Raw genomic sequence first — 18,456 nt, 5'->3', positions numbered from 1 at the left:
TAGCCATCAGTGCTCAAGTATCTAATCACTACATCAAAGGGGTAATGGTCTCTGACACGCTGTGATCTACATCCTGCTCATCATCACTCGTATCGGCTTGGCGTTGTTTTGGAATCACGCTGAGTTTGGCATCAGACTCGAAGACAATGGCTTCGATATCATCAAAATTATTGACCCCTTCAGCGCGCATCGCACATTCGATTTCTTGACGAGTCAGGCGCTCGGCACGCATCGCTTCTGGCAAAAACTGCCCTTGATAAAAGACAATACGTGGATCAGACAGAATAACACTGCTAAATTGCGGTGAGATAGAGGCGTATTTGGTTATCAAAAACTGTAAGAGATAGAGTACCAATATCGACGAAGCCCCTTCGATGAAAGGGATGTTTTTGAGCAAAATGGTACTGGCACCCAATGAGCCAATCATGACGGTCACGATCCAGTCAAAGTTATTGAGCTGTGACGTCGAGCGTTTACCAGAGGCTTTGGTCACCAACACAATCAACACGTAGACCATAACAGTCGTTAAAACAATGCGACCGAGCTTATCTATGTTGTCAAAAAAAACCATTTCCATGATGTCTGCTCCTATTATAAAGTAAAACAAATAATCGCTAAAATTTGACTGCTCAAAGTTAGCCTAACGGATTTTACCTATGATTAGGAGAAAACTTTGTATTACCTTGTAGGTGGTCGGTTATGCTCGTTGTAGATAGTTGGCTGTGTTCATACTGTTTTGGGAGCAGGGTTCAAGAAATGGTTGATGGCCCATAGGCTGATACGCGTACTGACCAAGGTGAATACCAGCATCAGCACCAATGAAGAAAGCAAGGGCAAAGGCCGCGCCATAGCCATCTCGAGTAATACCTCACGGCTAACCCCATCAAATAACCAAAACCATATGGCCAAAAAATAAAGGACCGTCAATAACCAAACCACCGCTACACCGCCAAACATGAGCCGGTTGATTTCATGTTTAGCCAAAGCACGCTGCTGATGCTTGATGAATTTGCTGACCGCAATATAAGCACCGACGATGATAGAGACGACCATGACCAGTTGCGAATTAAGCGCAATCTTGGTCTGAATCATCATAAATATGGCGCTGGCAAGGATGTAACCAATGGCGAAAAACCCAATATATTGCGCCAGTTTAGGCTGACTTGACGCAAGCGTGCGAGGCTTACTGAGATTGGTTGTCTGGCGTGACATAAGCTTGCCTTTATAAAGGTAAAAATAAAAGTTTTAAAAATGTATTCATAAACATAGCAGTCATAATTGCTGTGCAAATAATCATACCACTTGCGTCAAAATATCTGCTGCTTTACTACTGCTTACTAAGCATCGCTTTAGCAAAACCATTAGCGCTGAGCGGTCCAGTCAAGTACTGCATCTAATACAGGTCTTGCCGTATAAGGATTGAGCGCTTGATCTGTATTAATCATACCCACAACGACATAGTCTTGACCTGATAATCCTTTGACATAGCCTGCCATTGAGGTGACGTTATTTAGTGTGCCTGTTTTTATCCACGCTCGGCCAATCGCTGCTGAGTCAGGTAGTCGCTCACTATGAGCGGCAATGGTGCCACTGACTCCAGCGATACCTAACGAGTCTACATACGCATCAAAGCTTGGGTGATTATAAGCGTAAGTCAACAGCTCGCTTAGATTGGCAGCGGTGATGGTGCAGTCGCGGCAGAGTCCCGAGCCATTGGTCAAATAAGGTGGCGGTGTGCTTAGGTTGGTTTGCCACCATTGGCTGATGTGTGTTAGCGCTGCAAGATAGTCAGTATGCATCGGCTGATACTGGTACAAGCTGGCGGCCTTTTGCGTGCTGTTTTTAGCAGGCATATTGGCGCGCTCAGTTGTGTCATAAGCGCCGATGGATAAGGCAACTTGCTCTGTCATGACATTGTTTGAAAAATGATTGATGTCATAAATTTGCTGCGTTAAGTCCAATGAAGGATAGCTGACCATAGGCAAAGGCGACATGGTAATAGCCGTGAGACCATGTACTAATTTTGAAGTATTTTTGGCATCGTAAGGGGTTTCTTGTGAGATCACTTGTCCGCTCAGTGTATTGCCTAGTGCTTGCCATTTTGCAGCAATGACGTGTGCGGCAAACGTTTTGGCATCAGGATACGCCACATAAAACACATGCTCACCGCAGCTTTTTGGCAGGCTAGCATTGAGTGCTAGCCGCTCCGCTTGCCACTGCGGCGATAGGCTGTAGCTTACCTGTCCGCAAGCCGCGTCGCGTGTGCGGATCTTATTAGGGAGTTGATAGTTAGCCAGTCGCGGCTTATAAGTCAAGCTTGCGTGGTCGTTGTCCAAAGGGTGAGTCTTGATACCGACGGTGCTAAAGTTCACCAAAAACCCATCTGGACTGGCGTTGTAAGGACGCAGTGGCGCATTGTCAAAGGCGGCAGGATCTTTGCTCACCGACTCAAAAATGCTGCTATCAACGATGATATCGCCATTGATATGGCGAATACCCGCCGCTTGCACTTGATAAAGGAGCTGCTTTAATCGCTCATGAGTCATCTTAGGGTCGCCGCTGCCTTGAATGATCAAGTCGCCCATCAAGGTATCACCGACTTGTATACCCGTATGATAAACCCGCGTGTGCCATACAAAACCTGCCCCCAATGTATCAAGCGCGATAAAAGTGGGTACCAACTTCATGGTACTGGCAGGCGTGCGCGGTACATCAGGCTGATGATTCAATAGTGGTGAAAAGGAGATTTTTACCGAGGCATTATCCGTGCTCACTGCGCTATTGTCATCATTAGTAAGGGAGGGGTTCTCATCAGGTACAACCGTCGGTATGCTCTCTACACTCTGATACGTATAAGGATCATTAGTATACGTATGTATTTTTCGCTCATGCTGTTCAATCGTACGCTGTTCAATAGTGATTAGCGCGCTTTGTGAGTCAGTATGAGTGGTGATGTTGGTCGCTAGGTTATCTGTCTTTGTCACATTTTGGCTGCTATTGTTTTCATTAGCAGTCACAGCGTTATAGTCAGAGGGTCGCGTCGATTGGCGATCTGTATCACGGCTATCAATCACTTGCACAGACGCGGGCAGTCGACTGGCATTTTTGTTACCCACAGGCGTTACGATAAGACTGATATCAGACGCTGTCAGATTGGCACGTGACAATGATGCTTCAATGGGGGCTGGTAGAGCCGCCTGTGCATAAGCAGGCGCTATGATCATCGTGGCGAATAGCGTGAGGGTAGCCAGACGTTTATTAGATAAGTGAAAGGGTAATACACGGCTACAGATTGCGGCAGTTTTGGCAGTAATGGGCGACTGATGGTCGCGCTTTGAACGGTATCGCATGAGCATCTTTCATCAGGTGGCAAAAACTGCTTATGGTAACATGAGTTGCTGTTTTCGCATATGCTCTCAGAAGCTCAATTTTATCGTCAATAATAAAGGCTAGCGTACATGCAAAAATGCCATCGCCGTCATTATTGCATCGTTATAAGCGTCATGCGCGCCAAGCTCAGGAATACCATAATGCGCCAGAATATTAGTCAAATGCTGCGTTTGATTGGGAATACCTTGCGTACGGTCGCCCATACGTCGACTGTATAATTGACGCACATCGATGACTTTGTTGGGCAGGGTCGTTCCCATATAGCGTTTGACCAAAGGGTTTAAAAATACCATGTCGAGCTGTGTGCAGAACCCGACGATGGGTCGGTTATCAATAAAAGGTAACAAGAGAGCCAGCATCTCGTCATAACTCATGCCATGCTCGACATCAGCAGTACGCAGACCATGAATGACAATTGTATCCCGATCTGGCATTACAGGCGGTCTGCAAACTAAGTGCATGCCATTACCCGTATCGATCGTATTGCCATTGATATGTATCGCTGCCACGGATAATAAATGGTGCTTTTTGGGGTTCAGGCCAGTCATTTCACAGTCAATCGCTACCCACTGCTCAGCCGACGGTGTGGTGAACATTGATGCCAGCTCCGGACGCTGTAGCTGCGTCTTTTGCCAAGCGCAAGATAACTGCTGTAACCAGCTCATGTTGATCATCCATTTATTTATTCTATTGCTATATTTATGCTATTTCTAACTGATAGTGTTGACGCAGCTGATTTTTAAAACTTTTTACCACGGCCAGACATTCTTTGAGCAGGTCGCGTTCTAGTGCGGTTAGTGTCGTTGGATCGACTTGCCTTGCCTGTTTGTCATCGGTTGACAGTGCGACTGATAAACGCTGCGCCATAAAAAACTCTAGCGCCTCCAATAATGTATCGGCGCGCTCTTGGGTCAGGGCATGAGACTGCACCAATGCCTTTAGGCGATCTTTACTGCTAGGCACATCGAGCACATCATTTTCTAATGCCAACGTACGAATACCATGAACCAATGGGAAGATGCCTGCTTTTTTTAGATCGATATCTGCTGATATAGATTTACCCCCTATCAAAGGCACAAACTTTTGCCACCACTGATTGACATCGCCAAACTGCAATGCTGCACGGGCAAATTGCCGGACAAACATTGGATCGGCTTGTCTGTGAGCCATTCTTAAATGCTGACGTACCTGTGTAAGTAGGGTTTCATCACCGCAGACGTATTCACCATCCATTATGGCGGACAAGTAGATGCCATGCATGGGGTCAGTGTTTTTAAACCATGAGCCAATCTGCGCGGTAAACTGCTTGAGCGGTTGTCGCCACATAGGATTGGTCATCATAATATTGCCATCACACAGCGGATAGCCAAGCATCGCCAAACGAGTATTAAAGGTATCGGCAAACTGTGCCAAATCCGGATGCGTATAGCCATCACGAATGATTAGTGCGTTATCTTGATCGGTACGCATGATTTGCTCGCCGCGACCTTCTGAGCCCATGACGATGAGACAAGTATTGCTTATCACTTCATCAGGTATGATCAGCTGCCAGAGCTTGGTAAATACTTGCGCATTCAACGTCTGTACCATGCGGCTGATATTACCGATTTTGACACCGTTTTGATGCTGCGCACGAATATAGCGACCGATAAGCTCGACTGCGGTATCTAGGCTTGATAGATCGGTTGCTTGCTCGATTTGAATACTAATGAGCTGTGAGTGATGACCAATGTGGGCGAGCATATCGTTTTGTCCAAGCACGCCGACGACATCACCACTGCTATCAATGACTGGCAGCCTGTGAATGCGATAGCGAGTCATAGTGAGCAACGCATCGCCAATCTCGTCAGTGGCCTTGATCGTACGCAGGTTAAAATTGGTATAGCGCTGGCAAAGCGTAATAGCGGGATCTTGTCTGTCACTCACAGCGCGACAAATATCCGTATCGGTGAGAATGCCTAACAGCAGTTTTGGCTGCTCAGTGTCTCGTATATTTTCTACATAGTTCAGCGGTCGTACCAGTACGTGTTTTAGCCCAGCCTCGGTCATGATACGCGCAGCTTCGTACAAGCTGTTATTGGCATCGACAATATGTACTGGCAATAAATGGACGTCGATGACAGGTTGCAGCATGATTTGCTGCACTTCTTGTTGATGGGTATAGCCAGCAGGGTTTAGGGCTTTGTTGCTACGGCGCTGTCGCAATGCCTTTAGTCTTTCGGGTAGCTTGTCTGATAGCATTTGGCGTACCAGATGATTTTGCGCGCTGATTTTATCGACAGTGGCACCATCGACTTGTAGCAGCAATGTCTCCTCACTGGCCCGAAACTGGTACGGCTGTATAGGCGTGTTTTTACTTTCTGGCACACCATTTTTTATGAGTGACTCAGGTAAGCGGCGACTATCAAACCAGTCATTATTGTTTGGCTCATCAGAATGGTTGCTGCCCAAATAAGAGGCGACAAATTCACCACCCAGTGATTGCTCAATTTGTCCTTTGATGACCACATATAGATACTGCAAGTCTGCTGCGGGTAGGATCTCATCTCTAGCAAGATAGCGGATCTTCGTGTTTTTTCTGATGCTTTGACGTTCAGCTAGACTCAGTACGTCAAAGGGCGGCTGGGTAAAGTCAAGATGGGGCATGGCATCATCCTTGATGGTATATTTTGCAGTAGAGACTTTACTATAGCACTATTCATGCAAAAAGCCTCTAATAACCCTATTTATATTGTGGTTATTAGAGGCTGCTTTATTAGCTCAAGATAAAAGCTTTTTGAGTGGCTGTTTATGCCGCCAGCAACTTTCGAATACGACTGATTGCTTCGCGGCTCTCCTCGACACTCGCGACCAAAGCAACACGGACATAGCCTTTTCCAGGATTATTCCCATCAACCTCGCGTGACAAGTAGCGTCCTGCCAATGCGTGGATATTGGCCTGCTCGTATAATGCTTTGACAAATACTTCATCATCGCCATCGAACGGTTCAGGTACTTTTATCCAAAAATAAAATCCAGCTTCTGGCATGCGCAAATCTAGCAACTCGCCAAGCTCTGACATCCATAGCGCGAACTTTTCTTGATAAAGGGCGCGATTGTGTGCGACATGCTTTTCATCTTGCCACGCAGCGATAGAGGCAAGCTGATGCGGTATCGGCATCGCACAGCCTTGGTAAGTACGATATTGCAAATAAGACTGCAAAATCTTGGCATCGCCCGCCACAAACCCAGAGCGTAAACCAGGTAGGTTCGAGCGTTTGGATAACGAATGGAATACGATACAGTTTTTGAAATTACGGCGACCCAGATTCGCGCAAGCTTGCAGTAAGCCAATCGGAGCAGTATCAAAATACAGCTCGCTATAGCACTCGTCGCTGGCAATAACAAAACCGTATTGGTCTGATAAACGAATGAGATATTCCCAATCCTCCATAGTCATAACCGAACCCGTTGGGTTATTCGGACTACAGACAAATACAAGCTGCGTGCGTGCCCAAACGTCTTTTGGCACCGCGCGATAATCCCCCTTAAAGTCATTGTCTAACGTACAGGGAACAAAATGGGGCGTCGCTTGTGCCAATATTGCTGCACCTTCATATATCTGATAGAACGGATTGGGCATAACAACCAAAGACGACGCATTAGAGGCTGAAGAGGACGTGCTTTCGTTATCAGCGGTATCATGATTTATGACGGCTTGTACAAAGCTAAAAATGGCCTCGCGAGTACCCATTACTGGCAAAACTTGGGTGTTGGCATCGACATGGCTAAGAAAAAAACGCTTCTCTAACCAGTGCGCAATCGTCTGACGTAACTCAAACATACCATTGGTGGTCGGATAACGACTTATTTTGTCCAAGTTTTCGCGTAGTACGTCCAGTACAAATGCTGGTGGCTCATGTTTTGGCTCACCAATACCCAGCTTGATTTCGCTGTAACCGTCGGCAGGTATACTGTCAGCGAGTAAGGTTGCCATCTTGGCAAAGGGATAAGGATGTAGATGCTTTAAGTTGTGATTCATAAGTGTGATAACTATAATAGACAATTAATAATAAAGTTATAAAGAAAATTTACATTAGAGCAGTGTAATACCTCTTTTGCCTTTTTCTTCTCATAACGTGAATGCGAATTTATTGTGCTTGAACGGCTGACCTTATCATAGCCCATTCAGTCGTACTTAAAAAGCGCATTGAACGCTTCGCGTCTGATAACTTATAACAATATAAAAGATGACTGTCAGTGCCAGAGACAGATCATTTTAAGGACAGTTTGATATGCCTAGTGTACTAAATCATAATAACTTCATCGCTAAAAATATCAATAATGACACTCCTGATGCAGGTGCGCATCCTATTAACGTATATGCGCTGCTAAAAGAACGTGAAGCGTGCTGGTGGCAGGCGAGGCAGCAATTGATTGAGCATCAAGAGAAGAAAATCTTTTGGTATGGCGAAAATAGCTTAATCATGTGGTTACTATGGCAGTTGGTTGGTTACGTGGTTGTCGCCATGGCGCTGATGCTGCTAAATAATATGTTGAATCTATCGTTATCTTTGTGGCAATACATTGCTTTATTTATCTTACAGACTATATTTTTTGTTGGTATTCTTGCAGCGAAAGGCCGTCTGGCGAATAAGTTGCAGGATGAGATAGACAATGATGAACTGATGCGTGAAGAGACGTTCAATGAAATGATTATTTTGGCAGAGGATAGTCTGTATCCTGACGTGCATGCCAAGTCGCCCATTTCCTTGAGGCAGCTGGGTGACTATCTTAATGGCGAGTTTCATTTATCAAGCTTGCATTGCTTATTACAAAAAGAAATCAAGGCTGGACGATTAATCATGGAGCAGCAGCTACTTGAAGTAGGTGTTTTACCACCAGAGCTTGCTGATGTAGAGCTGATAGAACATGCTGACAATATAATATACAAGAGCACGCTGTAAAGCGCGCTCTTGTCATCAAAGATGTTGTCATTCAATTAATAGCTATAAACCACGTTGTTTTCTCTTTTGGTCGCTAGGCTGGCGAGCAGTGCTGATTTTAACGCATCAAGTCGTTCAGCAGATAAGGGCTTATCATTTTGGTCACTGATATAAAACATATCTTCTGCGCGCTCGCCTAAGGTCGTAATACGAGCCGCATGAACCTCAATTTGCTCCTGCAAAAATATCTGTCCAACCCGAGCCAAGAGTCCTGGCTGATCCAATGTCTCTAAGCTCATGATATGCTGGTCAGATGCCTCATTAAACTCAAAGTTAATCACCGTAGCCACTTCAAAATGCCTGAGCTGACGTGGCATACGTTTGTTGGTGAGCTTTAGTACTGTTGGATCTTTAAAGGCATCAATCAGGCGCTGTTTAAGTTCTTGTTGACTGTCTTCATCGACCAACAGCGTACCACTAGGATCTAGCAGCACATAAGAATCCAAGGCAAAGTCGCGGGTAGCAGTAATAATACGGGCATCTAATACATCAAGATTCATCTGATCGAACACCGCCATCGTAACGGCAAACAGATTCATCTGATCTTGGGTATAGACAAATACCTGTACGGCATCCAGTGCCAGCTCGCGATGCTCACGCAAAACCACCAGTGGCGGACTATCCGCATTAGAAGCAAGCCCAATCGGTGGATGGTTTAAGATGGCTTCGGTGTGCCACAAGATGTCTTCTGCAATCTCTCGTAAAAAGTACTCATCGCCCAAATCGTCCCATAGTCGCAATACTTCCTCGCGATTCATGTGCTGATTATTGACATTGTCTAGCATCGCGAGCGCCTGCGCACGAGTGGCGCTGATCATATCTTGGCGATTGGTCGGCGCATCAATATCGGCGCGCAAAATGCGCCGTGTCTGCGAGTAGAGTTGTTTCATCAGCGTTGCCCGCCAGCTGTTCCATAGCTGTGGGTTGGTTGCATTCATATCAGCAACGGTGAGTACGTACAGATGATTCAAGTGCGTCACATTACCGATAAGGTCTGCAAAGACAGTCACCACCTCAGGGTCTGAGATGTCTTTTTTCTGTGCGGTAATCGACATTAATAGATGGTAGCGAGTCAGCCAGCCAACCAAATTGGCGTCGGCTAAGCTCATGCCATGTGACAGACAAAACTCAATGGACTCTGTCTGACCAAGCTCGCTATGGTCGCCGCCACGACCTTTGGCGATATCATGGAACATCGCGGCCAGTACCAAAATTTCTTTGCGTTCGATGCGCTGAAAAATAGTGCTGACCAGTGGAAACTCTTCAGAAAACATAGGATCGGTAAAGCGGTGCAAAATTCGAATCAAAAATAACGTATGCGCGTCCACCGTATAGCGATGGAACAAATCATATTGCATCAGACCCGTGACTTGCGCAAAAGCAGGAATATAGTTGCCCAATACCCCATAGCGATTCATGGTGCGCAAACGATGGAACAGATAGTTTTGCTCTTTTAGATTAGATAAAAATAAAGCTTTGTGAACAGGGTTGTCTCTATAGGTCTGGTCAATGCCGCGTGCTGCAATTTTTAGCGCCCGCAAGGTATGGGTGCGAACCTTGTCGATACCGTGCTGACCCATTAATAAGAACATCTCTAAAATAGATTCAGGATGCTGAGCAAAAACCCGATGGTGCGCTATAGCAATATGATCACCAACACGGTTGAATCTTGCATTGATCGGCTGTTTTTTGGGGCGCTCATCATCAGGCAGGCTGGGCTCTATGATGGTCTCATAATAGTGGTTGGTCAGCATCTCAGACAGCGTTGATATTTGCATGGCACAGCGATAGTAATCACGCATAAAGCGTTCAACGGCCGCATTGGGCTGGTCATCTGGCTGGGTCTCGTAACCCATTAATTGAGCAATCTCACGCTGATAATCAAACAACAGCTTGTTTTCGTTACGTCCGGTCAGCACATGCAGATAATGCCGTATCTGCCATAGATAGCCTTCTGCAAAGCTTAACTCATCAAACTCTTTTTCGGTCAAAAAGTTTTGTTGTACCAAGTCATAGAGCTTGCCCACACGAAAATAGCGTTTGGTCACCCAGCCGATGATATGAATGTCACGCAAACCACCTGGGGCCGTTTTGATATTGGGTTCAAGATTATACTCAGTTGCATTATGTTGTAGATAACGGGCCTTGGACTCTTCCATTTTTACATCAAAAAAGGCACGAGGAGACCACTGCTTGTTAACGATTTGGATGGGCATATCTCGCAGTGCTTCATTGCCGATTAACAATCGAGCTTCGAGCTGGGCACTGGCTATCGTATGGTCAAGTGCAGCTTCTAACGCATCGTTGACGCTACGTACAGACAGCGCAGGCTCCAACCCGATATCCCACAGCAATGCGACCAATTTATCAATCTTACTACTGGCATCAGCGCCAATTTCGTCAGGAGATAACAGCAGGATATCAATATCTGAATAAAGCGACAGCTCACCGCGTCCATAGCCACCCGTTGCAAACAATGCCAAATCCGTCTTATCTAGCTCAAACCATTTGAATAGCGCAATGAGTAAGCTATCAATCGCGCAGGCACGTGCTTCGACCAATTGACGGATATTGGCACCACGCTCAAGGGCACGGCTGATATCCTCATTGATTTGTGCCAGCCATTCAGGAATGCCAAGCAGCGCTTTATCTGTCGTATTTTGCTCTGACAACAGCGAGTTATCTGTCGCCGTATCATTTGATAGTAGCGGTAGGGGCGTTAGATCAATAGAAGCGACATCACAAGTAAACATGAGCGTTATCCAGTTAAGAGTTTAAAAATAAAACGTTTGGGCTAAAAAGCGGCGCACCAACAGCATACTGAATGCTGATAAAAGTCTCAAATAGCATGCATGAATAAAGGCACCACAATAAGGGATTACATCATCGAGTATAAAGACAAAAAGCCAGTAAGCACAATACTCAATCTGTCCTAACTCGATACACGCTAACCATCGGCCAAAAAAAAGACCGCCTAGGCGATCTTTTATGGTCTTACTGTGTCAAAAAACTCAAATCTTCTTCAGGGCGCGTGGTAAATACTTCACAGCCATTGTCGGTTACGACCATCGTATGCTCCCACTGAGCGGACAGTTTGCGGTCTTTGGTAATCGCTGTCCACTCATCTGGCAAAATCTTAGTCTGCCACGTGCCTTGGTTAATCATCGGCTCAATGGTAAAGGTCATGCCCGTTTTTAGCTCAAAGCCTGTGCCTTTTTTGCCGTAGTGCATGACTTGTGGCTCGTGGTGGAATTCATCACTGATGCCATGACCACAAAACTCACGAACGATACTAAAGCGCTCAGGCTCGACCACTGCTTGAATCGCTGCACCGACATCGCCGAGACGCGCGCCGTTTTTGACCACGCTCATACCCGCATAAAGCGCGTCTTGTGCGACTTTGCAGATACGCTGCGCCATGATAGAGCCGTTACCAACGATCCACATTTTTGAGGTGTCGCCGTAGTAGCCGTCTTTGATCACGGTCACATCAATATTGATGATATCACCATCTTTGAGTAGCTTGCTTTCGGTTGGGATGCCGTGACAGACCACGTGGTTGACGGATGTACAAATAGACTTAGGAAAGCCATTGTAGTTCAGCGGCGCAGGAATGGCTTTTTGCACATTGACGATATAGTCATGAGCGATTTGGTTGAGGGCTTCGGTACTGACGCCAACTTTGACATGTTCGTCGAGCATGACAAGGACGTCGCTGGCAAGTTTGCCGGCCACACGCATTTTTTCTATGGCCTCTGGGGACTGGATAAGGGATTTTTTAGTCATCATCATCTGTCTTATAATTATGAGTTTAATGTGGATAGATTATACCATAAATGGATGAATGGCAGTTTCATGTTAAGTGATAGTGAACCTATCATTATTATTGATAATAATTGCTTTACCGCGTGGTAGAGACGGTTGTGACTCTTTAGTCACGATAATATATTCATATTTTGAAAATTTAGTTGAATCTTGCAGAATATATAAGTAATGTAATTTTGCATGCTAAAGGGATTAGCTGCCATCTTTGCCGATACTATGAGGTAAAGATAATCACAATTAATGATAACAAGGATGTTGTTATGACGCTTTCCTCATCTATTCGCGCCGCGCTCACGCCAAGAGCATTTTTACCAATACTGGGTTCTATCAGTACTGGTGTACTGTTAATGACAATGCAAACCACCTCAGCGCAAGCGGCAGGCCAATACTATAATTGTGCCAACGCCAATGGCTGTACGCTAGTCGACAGCAAGTATTTTACCTCTAATTATACCAAAACTCAGTATCCAGTGGTCATGGCGCATGGACTTTTCGGCTTTACCAAATTATTTGGCGTCATTGATTATTTCAACGGGATTCCTAGTGAGCTGATGAAAGGTGGATCAGAGGTGTACACCACCAAAACATCAGCGGTGAATAATAGTGAAGTCCGCGGCGAGCAGCTATTACAGCAAGTCAAAACCATCACTGCCATTTCAGGCGATCCAAAAGTCAATTTGTTTGGGCACAGTCAAGGCGGTATAGACATCCGCTATGTCGCTGGCGTTGCGCCAAAATACGTCGCCTCGGTCACCGCCGTATCAAGCCCAGAGCAAGGCTCAAAAACAGCCGATTTTGTCAAAAACGTCCTTGAACCAAACAATGACACAGGTGAGCCATCAAACGTTACGACACAGCTAGTATCAGGGGTGTTTAATTTGATTGGCGGCTTTACAGATGTGGGATCAGGCATCAGTTTTAAAGAGATACAAGCGCAAGATGGCTGGCAAGCACTCATGGCGCTATCAACCGATGGTGCGGCCAAATTCAATGCCAAATTCCCCGCAGCAATGCCAACAAGTTACTGTGGTCAGCCAACCAGTACCTCTGCAAACGGTATCAAATATTATTCATTTAGTGGCGTTGGGCAAGTCACAAGCGTCCTTGACCCTAGTGATTATCTGCTTGCAGTAACAGGCGTACCGTTTTTATCTGATGCCAATGATGGTCTGGTCTCTGTCTGCTCAAGCCGACTTGGGTATGTGATTCGTGACAACTACATCATGAACCATCTAGATTCAGCCGATCAGGTATTAGGTTTGACCGCATGGGGCGAGTCTGAGCCAAAATCTATCTATCGTACTCAGGTCAATCGCCTAAAAAACGCCAACCTTTAAGCTGACTTGTAAAAAGAACTCTCATCTATGTCGAATAATCGTCGTCCAGCCTATTTACCAATCGCTATCATCGCTGTGGTCATCATAGTCATCGCGGCGGCGGTGATTGTGTGGTTTAAACCAGATAATAAACCGATGGCGACTCAGCAGTCGCTATCTGCTTCACCCACTGATAAGTCTGAGAGTACACTGTCCACGGCGCAAAGCAATACTCAAGCTGAGGCACCATTTGCTCAAAGCGATGCTTTATTTGTCACTGGATTGGAGCGTTTGCCAGCCTCATTAAAGGGCACGCAAGTGGACGGCGAAATCATCATCGATGAAAACAAGCAGTTGGTCGTCACTGAAGGTCTGCGGCGTTTATTCGATTATTTTTTATCAGCAATAGGAGAGGAGGACGAAGCCGTTATTTTTGCGCGTGTCGAGAGTTATATCCGTCACCACACGCCAGAGCCAGCTGCCAGCCAAGCGGTCGCTATCTTTGGCAAATATGTGGCGTATCTCAAAGCGCTTCCTGAGATAGAAAAGCGTTATGGCAATCTGCAACTGCAAGCGACCAAAAATGGTGAGCTAGATTTGAATGCCATTGCTCAGCAAAAGCAGGATGTGGCGAGTTTACGTCAGCAGTATTTTGACAAAACCACCATCGAAGCCTTCTTTGGTGCTAGCGATAGTTATGATGACTATAGTATGGAGATGGTCAGAATCAATCAAAATGAGCAAATGAGTGAGGCACAGAAACAGGCTGCCAGACAAGATTATGTGAGCCGTCTACCAGATGGTGCGATCAAAACCAATATCATGCAGCAAGCCAATCTTAATGAGCTTATGGCTCGTACTGAACAGATGAAAGCGCAAGGAGCGTCACCTGAAGCCTTGTATAACATGCGTCGTGAACTTGTTGGCGAGGCCGCAGCGGCGAGGCTAGCCCAAGTCGATCAAGAAGATGCCAATTTTGATCAGCGCTTTACTCAGTATGAAGCACAAAAGGGGCAGCTATTGAGTCAAAGTGCCAATCCAGCAGAGGCGCAAATTCAGATAGACCAACTTGAGCAGCAGTTGTTTGATGCTGCTGAGCGCAAGCGTTTATCCGGTTATGCAGCGTTGCAGGAAACCAAAACCCAGTAAGCATATTTCCTTAACATTAATTAACTTACAGCAATATGAGAGATGGGTATGCTAAAAGTGTGAATAAGCTATGATCATTGGGAGAAGTACGGCCTGATATTTATAGCCTTAGTAAAATGACAGTAATCTTTCAATTGAACCAACAGTCTATTAAAACGATTCTAGGAGCTTATATGAAAAACTTAACCAAAGCATTGATGACTGGTATTGTCATGGTAACGGTACTCGTCGGTTGCCAGTCGATGTCAAGTATGACAGCGCCTGCGACTGAAGAGCCAAATATTACTGGTACAGATGTGATCTAAAGCAGTTGCTAATACGTGTACTGAGACCTATATGTATTACTTAAGGTTTCGATAAACGATATCAGTCATCAGATGCGATAGTCGCACGATAAACACACTTCACTATTTAGTGGAGTGTTTTTGTATCAGCTGACATCTGCCAAGAGAAGGTTTAAATAAAACCTCATCAAGAAAAGTGACATTATCACTGGGAAATAGCGTCAATAGTAAATATCAGTAGTCAGTAGTATGTATGAGGCAAAAAATATCCGCTAAATACTTACTCAATTGATAATGACAGTCACTGGTGAGTCAAACAAAATATCGCTACTGTCTGAAACAGTGAATAAGACAATTACCATAATAAATCAAAATTCTGAATGCGCTTGTTGGGTCTTGTGTCAAGTATGACCTTATGCTCGGCAAGGTTTTTGGATTCAATAAAAAAGGAATGTATATGAAAAATATGACTAAAGTGATGATGGCAGCTACCTTTTCAGTTAGTGCTCTTGCCGCTGGTTGCCAGACAACGGCTACCTTGCCTGCGCCAGTCAGTCAGCCCGTCACTGTAGAGGCATTACAAGCGCACAATTGGCAATTGGTTGATGCCAAACGTAGCAACGGTGAACAGGTGTCTCAGCTGTTCTTTGATCCAGCCAAGCCGCTCACTTTGAGCTTCATGAACGACAATGGTAGAAACTACGTGGCATTTATGAACACGTGCAACAATATGAGCGCGGGCTACAGTGTCGTCAATGGTGATGTGCAGATCAAAAACGGCATCAGCACAATGATGGCCTGTCCTGAGCCGAAAGCCAGTTTTGATAAAGCTGCATTAGCAACCGTACAAGGCAAATACAGCCTCAGTAAAAATGCCAAAAATGTCCCTGTCTTAACCATCAAAAATGACAATCAAGTGGCTTACTTTAAAGCTGTCTCTAAATAACTTGGTGATTGAGTAAAGCGATATAGACATTCTGGTTAGATTTGATAAGGTCTCACTAATATGTGGGGCTTTTTTTCGTCCAAAGTTTGTCGAATTTTGCGCTACACTAGCGTAAAGCTGCTGTTACACCTTAGCGATTTTATTGGATACTATTTTATGTTTAAAACTATTATGTCAAAACCAACCACGAATAACATCACGATAAAAGGGGCGACGACGATCGCTATATTGGTGGCTCTCACTGGCTGTCAGACACTGCCTAGTGCTGAAATGAAAAAGCCGACCAGCACAGTGGATAGCAATCCACTGACCGCTGCTATGCCTGCCATTGATCGTCAAGGACACATTGCTTATGTGGAAGAGCAAGGGTCAGGGAGCGCAAAAGTATCGACACTCTATAGCATCCGTCCTGATGGCAGTGATCGTCAGCTCATCGATCAGATCACAGGCTATATCTATGCGCCAGCGTGGTCGGCTGATGGTCAATTGCTTGCTTATAGCAAACAAGCCCCGCGCGAGCATCCTAAAATATATATTTATGATAAAAGCAGCAAAACGCGCAATCTGGTCGTCAATGCTGAAGGCAGTAATATGTCAGCGTCATTTTCACCTGATGGTCAATATCTGCTCTATAGCTCTACGGTCGGCGGCAATGCTGATATTTATAAGATGCGCCTAAGTGATGGGAAAACTGAGCAATTAACGACACTACCGAGCACTGAGGTACAGCCCAGCTATGCCGCTGACGGCAAAAGCTTTGTTTATACCAGTGACAAAGTCCGTGCTGGGCGCCCACGTATCTATCGTTATCACTTCGCGACTGGTAAAGCCGTACCTGTACCGACAAATGGCTATGTCGCCAGTCCTCAGCTCAGTGTAGATGGTCAGCGCATGGCTTACCTAAATGGTCGTAAGGCGGCTGTCATGACACTAGCGACTGGACAAGTAGTTAGTCTGGCAGAAACTGGACTCGATGAACCGGCACGTCTATCTCCTTCTGGAAATTATGCGGTCTACCCAACGCGTTTTTCAAAAGTCAGCGGGCAAGTAGGCGGTCAAAGTTTAGGACGTCAAAAAGGTGGCGATTTGGTCATTCATTCGCTCTTAGGGAACACAAGTTACGCCATTAATAGCCAAAATGGTGGCGTCGTACGCTCACCGATATGGGGTCGTTAATAGCCACAGCTATATATTATGTAATGAAATGTATATATAATCATTAATAAAGAAACATAAGTCGTTTCTAAAAATAGAAATATAACGGCATCAAGTCGAGCAATCGTCATTCATGTCATACCAAACTATGTAACTGAGTGATTGAAAACCAAAAACGATCCAGAGCAAATCGCGCGCTTACGAGAAGCAGAGCGTCAGGCTCAGTTAGAGACTCAGATGGAGGCGCAGCTCGCCTCACAAAAAATCCTCGCCGATAGCGTGATCAATAATGCCAAAGTCGTCAGCGATAGTATCGATAATGGCTTTGAGAAAAGCGTGAGCCAATTGCTACAGATATATAAGCACGATCATAAAGCGGAAGGCGAATATCTCAAGCAAAACCAAGACGTGCAAAAAGCGCTGATGATACAGCTGGTCGACGCCGTGGAGCAGCTGGCACACAATATGGCAGATGGCTTGTCTCGTAGCTTAGCCGAAAGCTTGATGAAAAATGATGACAGTAAAGCCGTAGAGCACGATGCGCCTGATATTCATGAGCAGACCACACTGATGGCCAATGCCCTCAAGCAAGCGCTGGCACCACTGACGATGCGCATGGATGAGAAGCTCGCGATTGATAGTAGTACTGATCAATCTGGTAAGCTGATCGTCAATAGCCTAAATAGGCTGAACAAAATATTTGACGATTATGAGTAATCGGTAAGGGTCATCATGGCACATAAAAAAGTAAACTTACCGCAAAAAACCTGCCCGGTTTGCCAACGCCCTTTTACCTGGCGCAAGAAGTGGGAAAAGGATTGGGAGCAGGTCGTGTATTGTTCTGAGCGGTGTCGGCGGGGGAAGAGTAAAGCGGATTGAGTTACTACAAAGTATTAAGGTAAATTATGAGCAAGCATTATGAACATTCAAGCTTCCGAGAAAAGCTTATTGAACATTTATTTGTTGGTGAAATGCTTAAACTTTCGTGGCAAAAAGATGACTGTCAATTGGAGGTCATGAAACCTGAAGTCGATAACGCAGGTTGCGATGTTGTTCTCGAAGAAAACAGTGTTATTCGCCATATTCAACTGAAAACCTCAAAATTTGGTGCTAAAAAATCAGGTCAAAACGTTAATATACGCTTAGCTAATAAACCTTCAGGATGTATCGTTTGGATAGAATTTGATGAAGATACTTTGGAGCTGCGCTCGTTTTACTTTTTTGGTGCAGAGGCTGGAAAACCACTAACTGGGCTAGAGAATGCTAAAATTGCAAAACATACTAAAGCTAATGCGGATGGTATAAAAGCTGAACGGCCTAATATCCGCACTATCAATAAAGGACAGTTTATTCATTACGACAGTATTGAGGCTTTATATGACGTTTTGTTCGTTCCAAAGAGTTAA

17 protein-coding genes are annotated in these 18,456 nt (G+C 45.2%); 9 read left to right on the top strand and 8 right to left on the bottom strand.

All coding sequences use genetic code 11. The annotated features are described in order from the left end of the window. Positions 1-28: 28 nt before the first annotated feature. The 6 genes from AOT82_RS06125 to dapC all read right to left on the bottom strand — a co-directional run bounded on the left by AOT82_RS06125 (position 29) and on the right by dapC (position 7,411). Positions 29-577, bottom strand: coding sequence for a DUF421 domain-containing protein (locus AOT82_RS06125; RefSeq protein WP_071002252.1), 549 nt, complete (start codon positions 575-577; stop codon positions 29-31). A 149-nt stretch (positions 578-726) separates the two neighbouring features. Continuing rightward, positions 727-1,212 carry an ABZJ_00895 family protein gene (locus AOT82_RS06120; RefSeq protein WP_071002251.1) on the bottom strand — a complete coding sequence of 162 codons (486 nt, stop codon included), beginning with the start codon at positions 1,210-1,212 and terminating at the stop codon, positions 727-729. Positions 1,213-1,361: 149 nt separating this feature from the next. After that, complete coding sequence (gene dacB / locus AOT82_RS06115) at positions 1,362-3,350, bottom strand: D-alanyl-D-alanine carboxypeptidase/D-alanyl-D-alanine endopeptidase (RefSeq protein WP_083328870.1); 1,989 nt, start codon at positions 3,348-3,350, stop codon at positions 1,362-1,364. Positions 3,351-3,449: 99 nt separating this feature from the next. Then, entirely contained in the window at positions 3,450-4,055 is a 606-nt protein-coding gene (locus tag AOT82_RS06110; RefSeq protein ID WP_178379268.1) for a 3'-5' exonuclease, read from the bottom strand. A 34-nt stretch (positions 4,056-4,089) separates the two neighbouring features. Continuing rightward, positions 4,090-6,036 (bottom strand): DUF294 nucleotidyltransferase-like domain-containing protein, encoded by a 1,947-nt coding sequence (locus AOT82_RS06105; protein ID WP_071002250.1) that lies wholly within the window; start codon positions 6,034-6,036, stop codon positions 4,090-4,092. 142 nt (positions 6,037-6,178) lie between these two features. Beyond that, positions 6,179-7,411, bottom strand: a complete 1,233-nt coding sequence (dapC, locus tag AOT82_RS06100) for a succinyldiaminopimelate transaminase (RefSeq protein WP_071002249.1) — start codon at positions 7,409-7,411, stop codon at positions 6,179-6,181. A gap of 253 nt (positions 7,412-7,664) precedes the next feature. On the opposite strand from dapC, the gene AOT82_RS06095 reads away from it, so the two are divergent. Continuing rightward, entirely contained in the window at positions 7,665-8,336 is a 672-nt protein-coding gene (locus AOT82_RS06095; RefSeq protein WP_071002248.1) for a hypothetical protein, read from the top strand. A gap of 35 nt (positions 8,337-8,371) precedes the next feature. Here AOT82_RS06095 and glnD read toward each other — a convergent pair whose 3' ends face one another. Together glnD and map are read right to left on the bottom strand one after the other, a co-directional pair. After that, positions 8,372-11,128, bottom strand: coding sequence for a [protein-PII] uridylyltransferase (gene glnD / locus AOT82_RS06090; protein WP_071002247.1), 2,757 nt, complete (start codon positions 11,126-11,128; stop codon positions 8,372-8,374). A gap of 241 nt (positions 11,129-11,369) precedes the next feature. Then, positions 11,370-12,161 (bottom strand): type I methionyl aminopeptidase, encoded by a 792-nt coding sequence (map, locus tag AOT82_RS06085; RefSeq protein ID WP_392397124.1) that lies wholly within the window; start codon positions 12,159-12,161, stop codon positions 11,370-11,372. A gap of 299 nt (positions 12,162-12,460) precedes the next feature. On the opposite strand from map, the gene AOT82_RS06080 reads away from it, so the two are divergent. The 8 genes from AOT82_RS06080 (at position 12,461) to AOT82_RS06055 (ending at position 18,456) form a co-directional block, all read left to right on the top strand. Beyond that, positions 12,461-13,537 (top strand): esterase/lipase family protein, encoded by a 1,077-nt coding sequence (locus AOT82_RS06080; RefSeq protein WP_071002245.1) that lies wholly within the window; start codon positions 12,461-12,463, stop codon positions 13,535-13,537. A 27-nt stretch (positions 13,538-13,564) separates the two neighbouring features. Then, positions 13,565-14,665 carry a lipase secretion chaperone gene (locus AOT82_RS06075; RefSeq protein WP_071002244.1) on the top strand — a complete coding sequence of 367 codons (1,101 nt, stop codon included), beginning with the start codon at positions 13,565-13,567 and terminating at the stop codon, positions 14,663-14,665. 173 nt (positions 14,666-14,838) lie between these two features. Next, positions 14,839-14,970, top strand: a complete 132-nt coding sequence (locus AOT82_RS14255) for a hypothetical protein (protein ID WP_257785223.1) — start codon at positions 14,839-14,841, stop codon at positions 14,968-14,970. A gap of 436 nt (positions 14,971-15,406) precedes the next feature. Then, positions 15,407-15,895: an META domain-containing protein gene (locus AOT82_RS06070; RefSeq protein ID WP_071002243.1), complete on the top strand. Its 489-nt coding sequence runs from the start codon at positions 15,407-15,409 to the stop codon at positions 15,893-15,895. Between the two features lie 156 nt (positions 15,896-16,051). After that, positions 16,052-17,071, top strand: a complete 1,020-nt coding sequence (locus tag AOT82_RS06065; protein ID WP_071002242.1) for a PD40 domain-containing protein — start codon at positions 16,052-16,054, stop codon at positions 17,069-17,071. Positions 17,072-17,212: 141 nt separating this feature from the next. Beyond that, positions 17,213-17,767 carry a hypothetical protein gene (locus AOT82_RS06060; RefSeq protein ID WP_071002241.1) on the top strand — a complete coding sequence of 185 codons (555 nt, stop codon included), beginning with the start codon at positions 17,213-17,215 and terminating at the stop codon, positions 17,765-17,767. Positions 17,768-17,782: 15 nt separating this feature from the next. After that, on the top strand, positions 17,783-17,929 hold the full coding sequence (locus AOT82_RS13660; protein WP_083328869.1) for a DUF2256 domain-containing protein: 147 nt from the start codon (positions 17,783-17,785) through the stop codon (positions 17,927-17,929). A gap of 26 nt (positions 17,930-17,955) precedes the next feature. Beyond that, a complete protein-coding gene (locus AOT82_RS06055; protein WP_071002240.1) occupies positions 17,956-18,456 on the top strand; it encodes a hypothetical protein in 501 nt (166 codons plus the stop codon).

Origin of the sequence: Psychrobacter sp. AntiMn-1, assembly GCF_001854065.1 — a bacterium.
Classification (GTDB): Bacteria; Pseudomonadota; Gammaproteobacteria; order Pseudomonadales; family Moraxellaceae; genus Psychrobacter; species Psychrobacter pacificensis.
The sequence above is the reverse complement of the archived record's forward strand: the minus strand, read 5'-3'. Positions and strand labels throughout refer to the sequence as shown.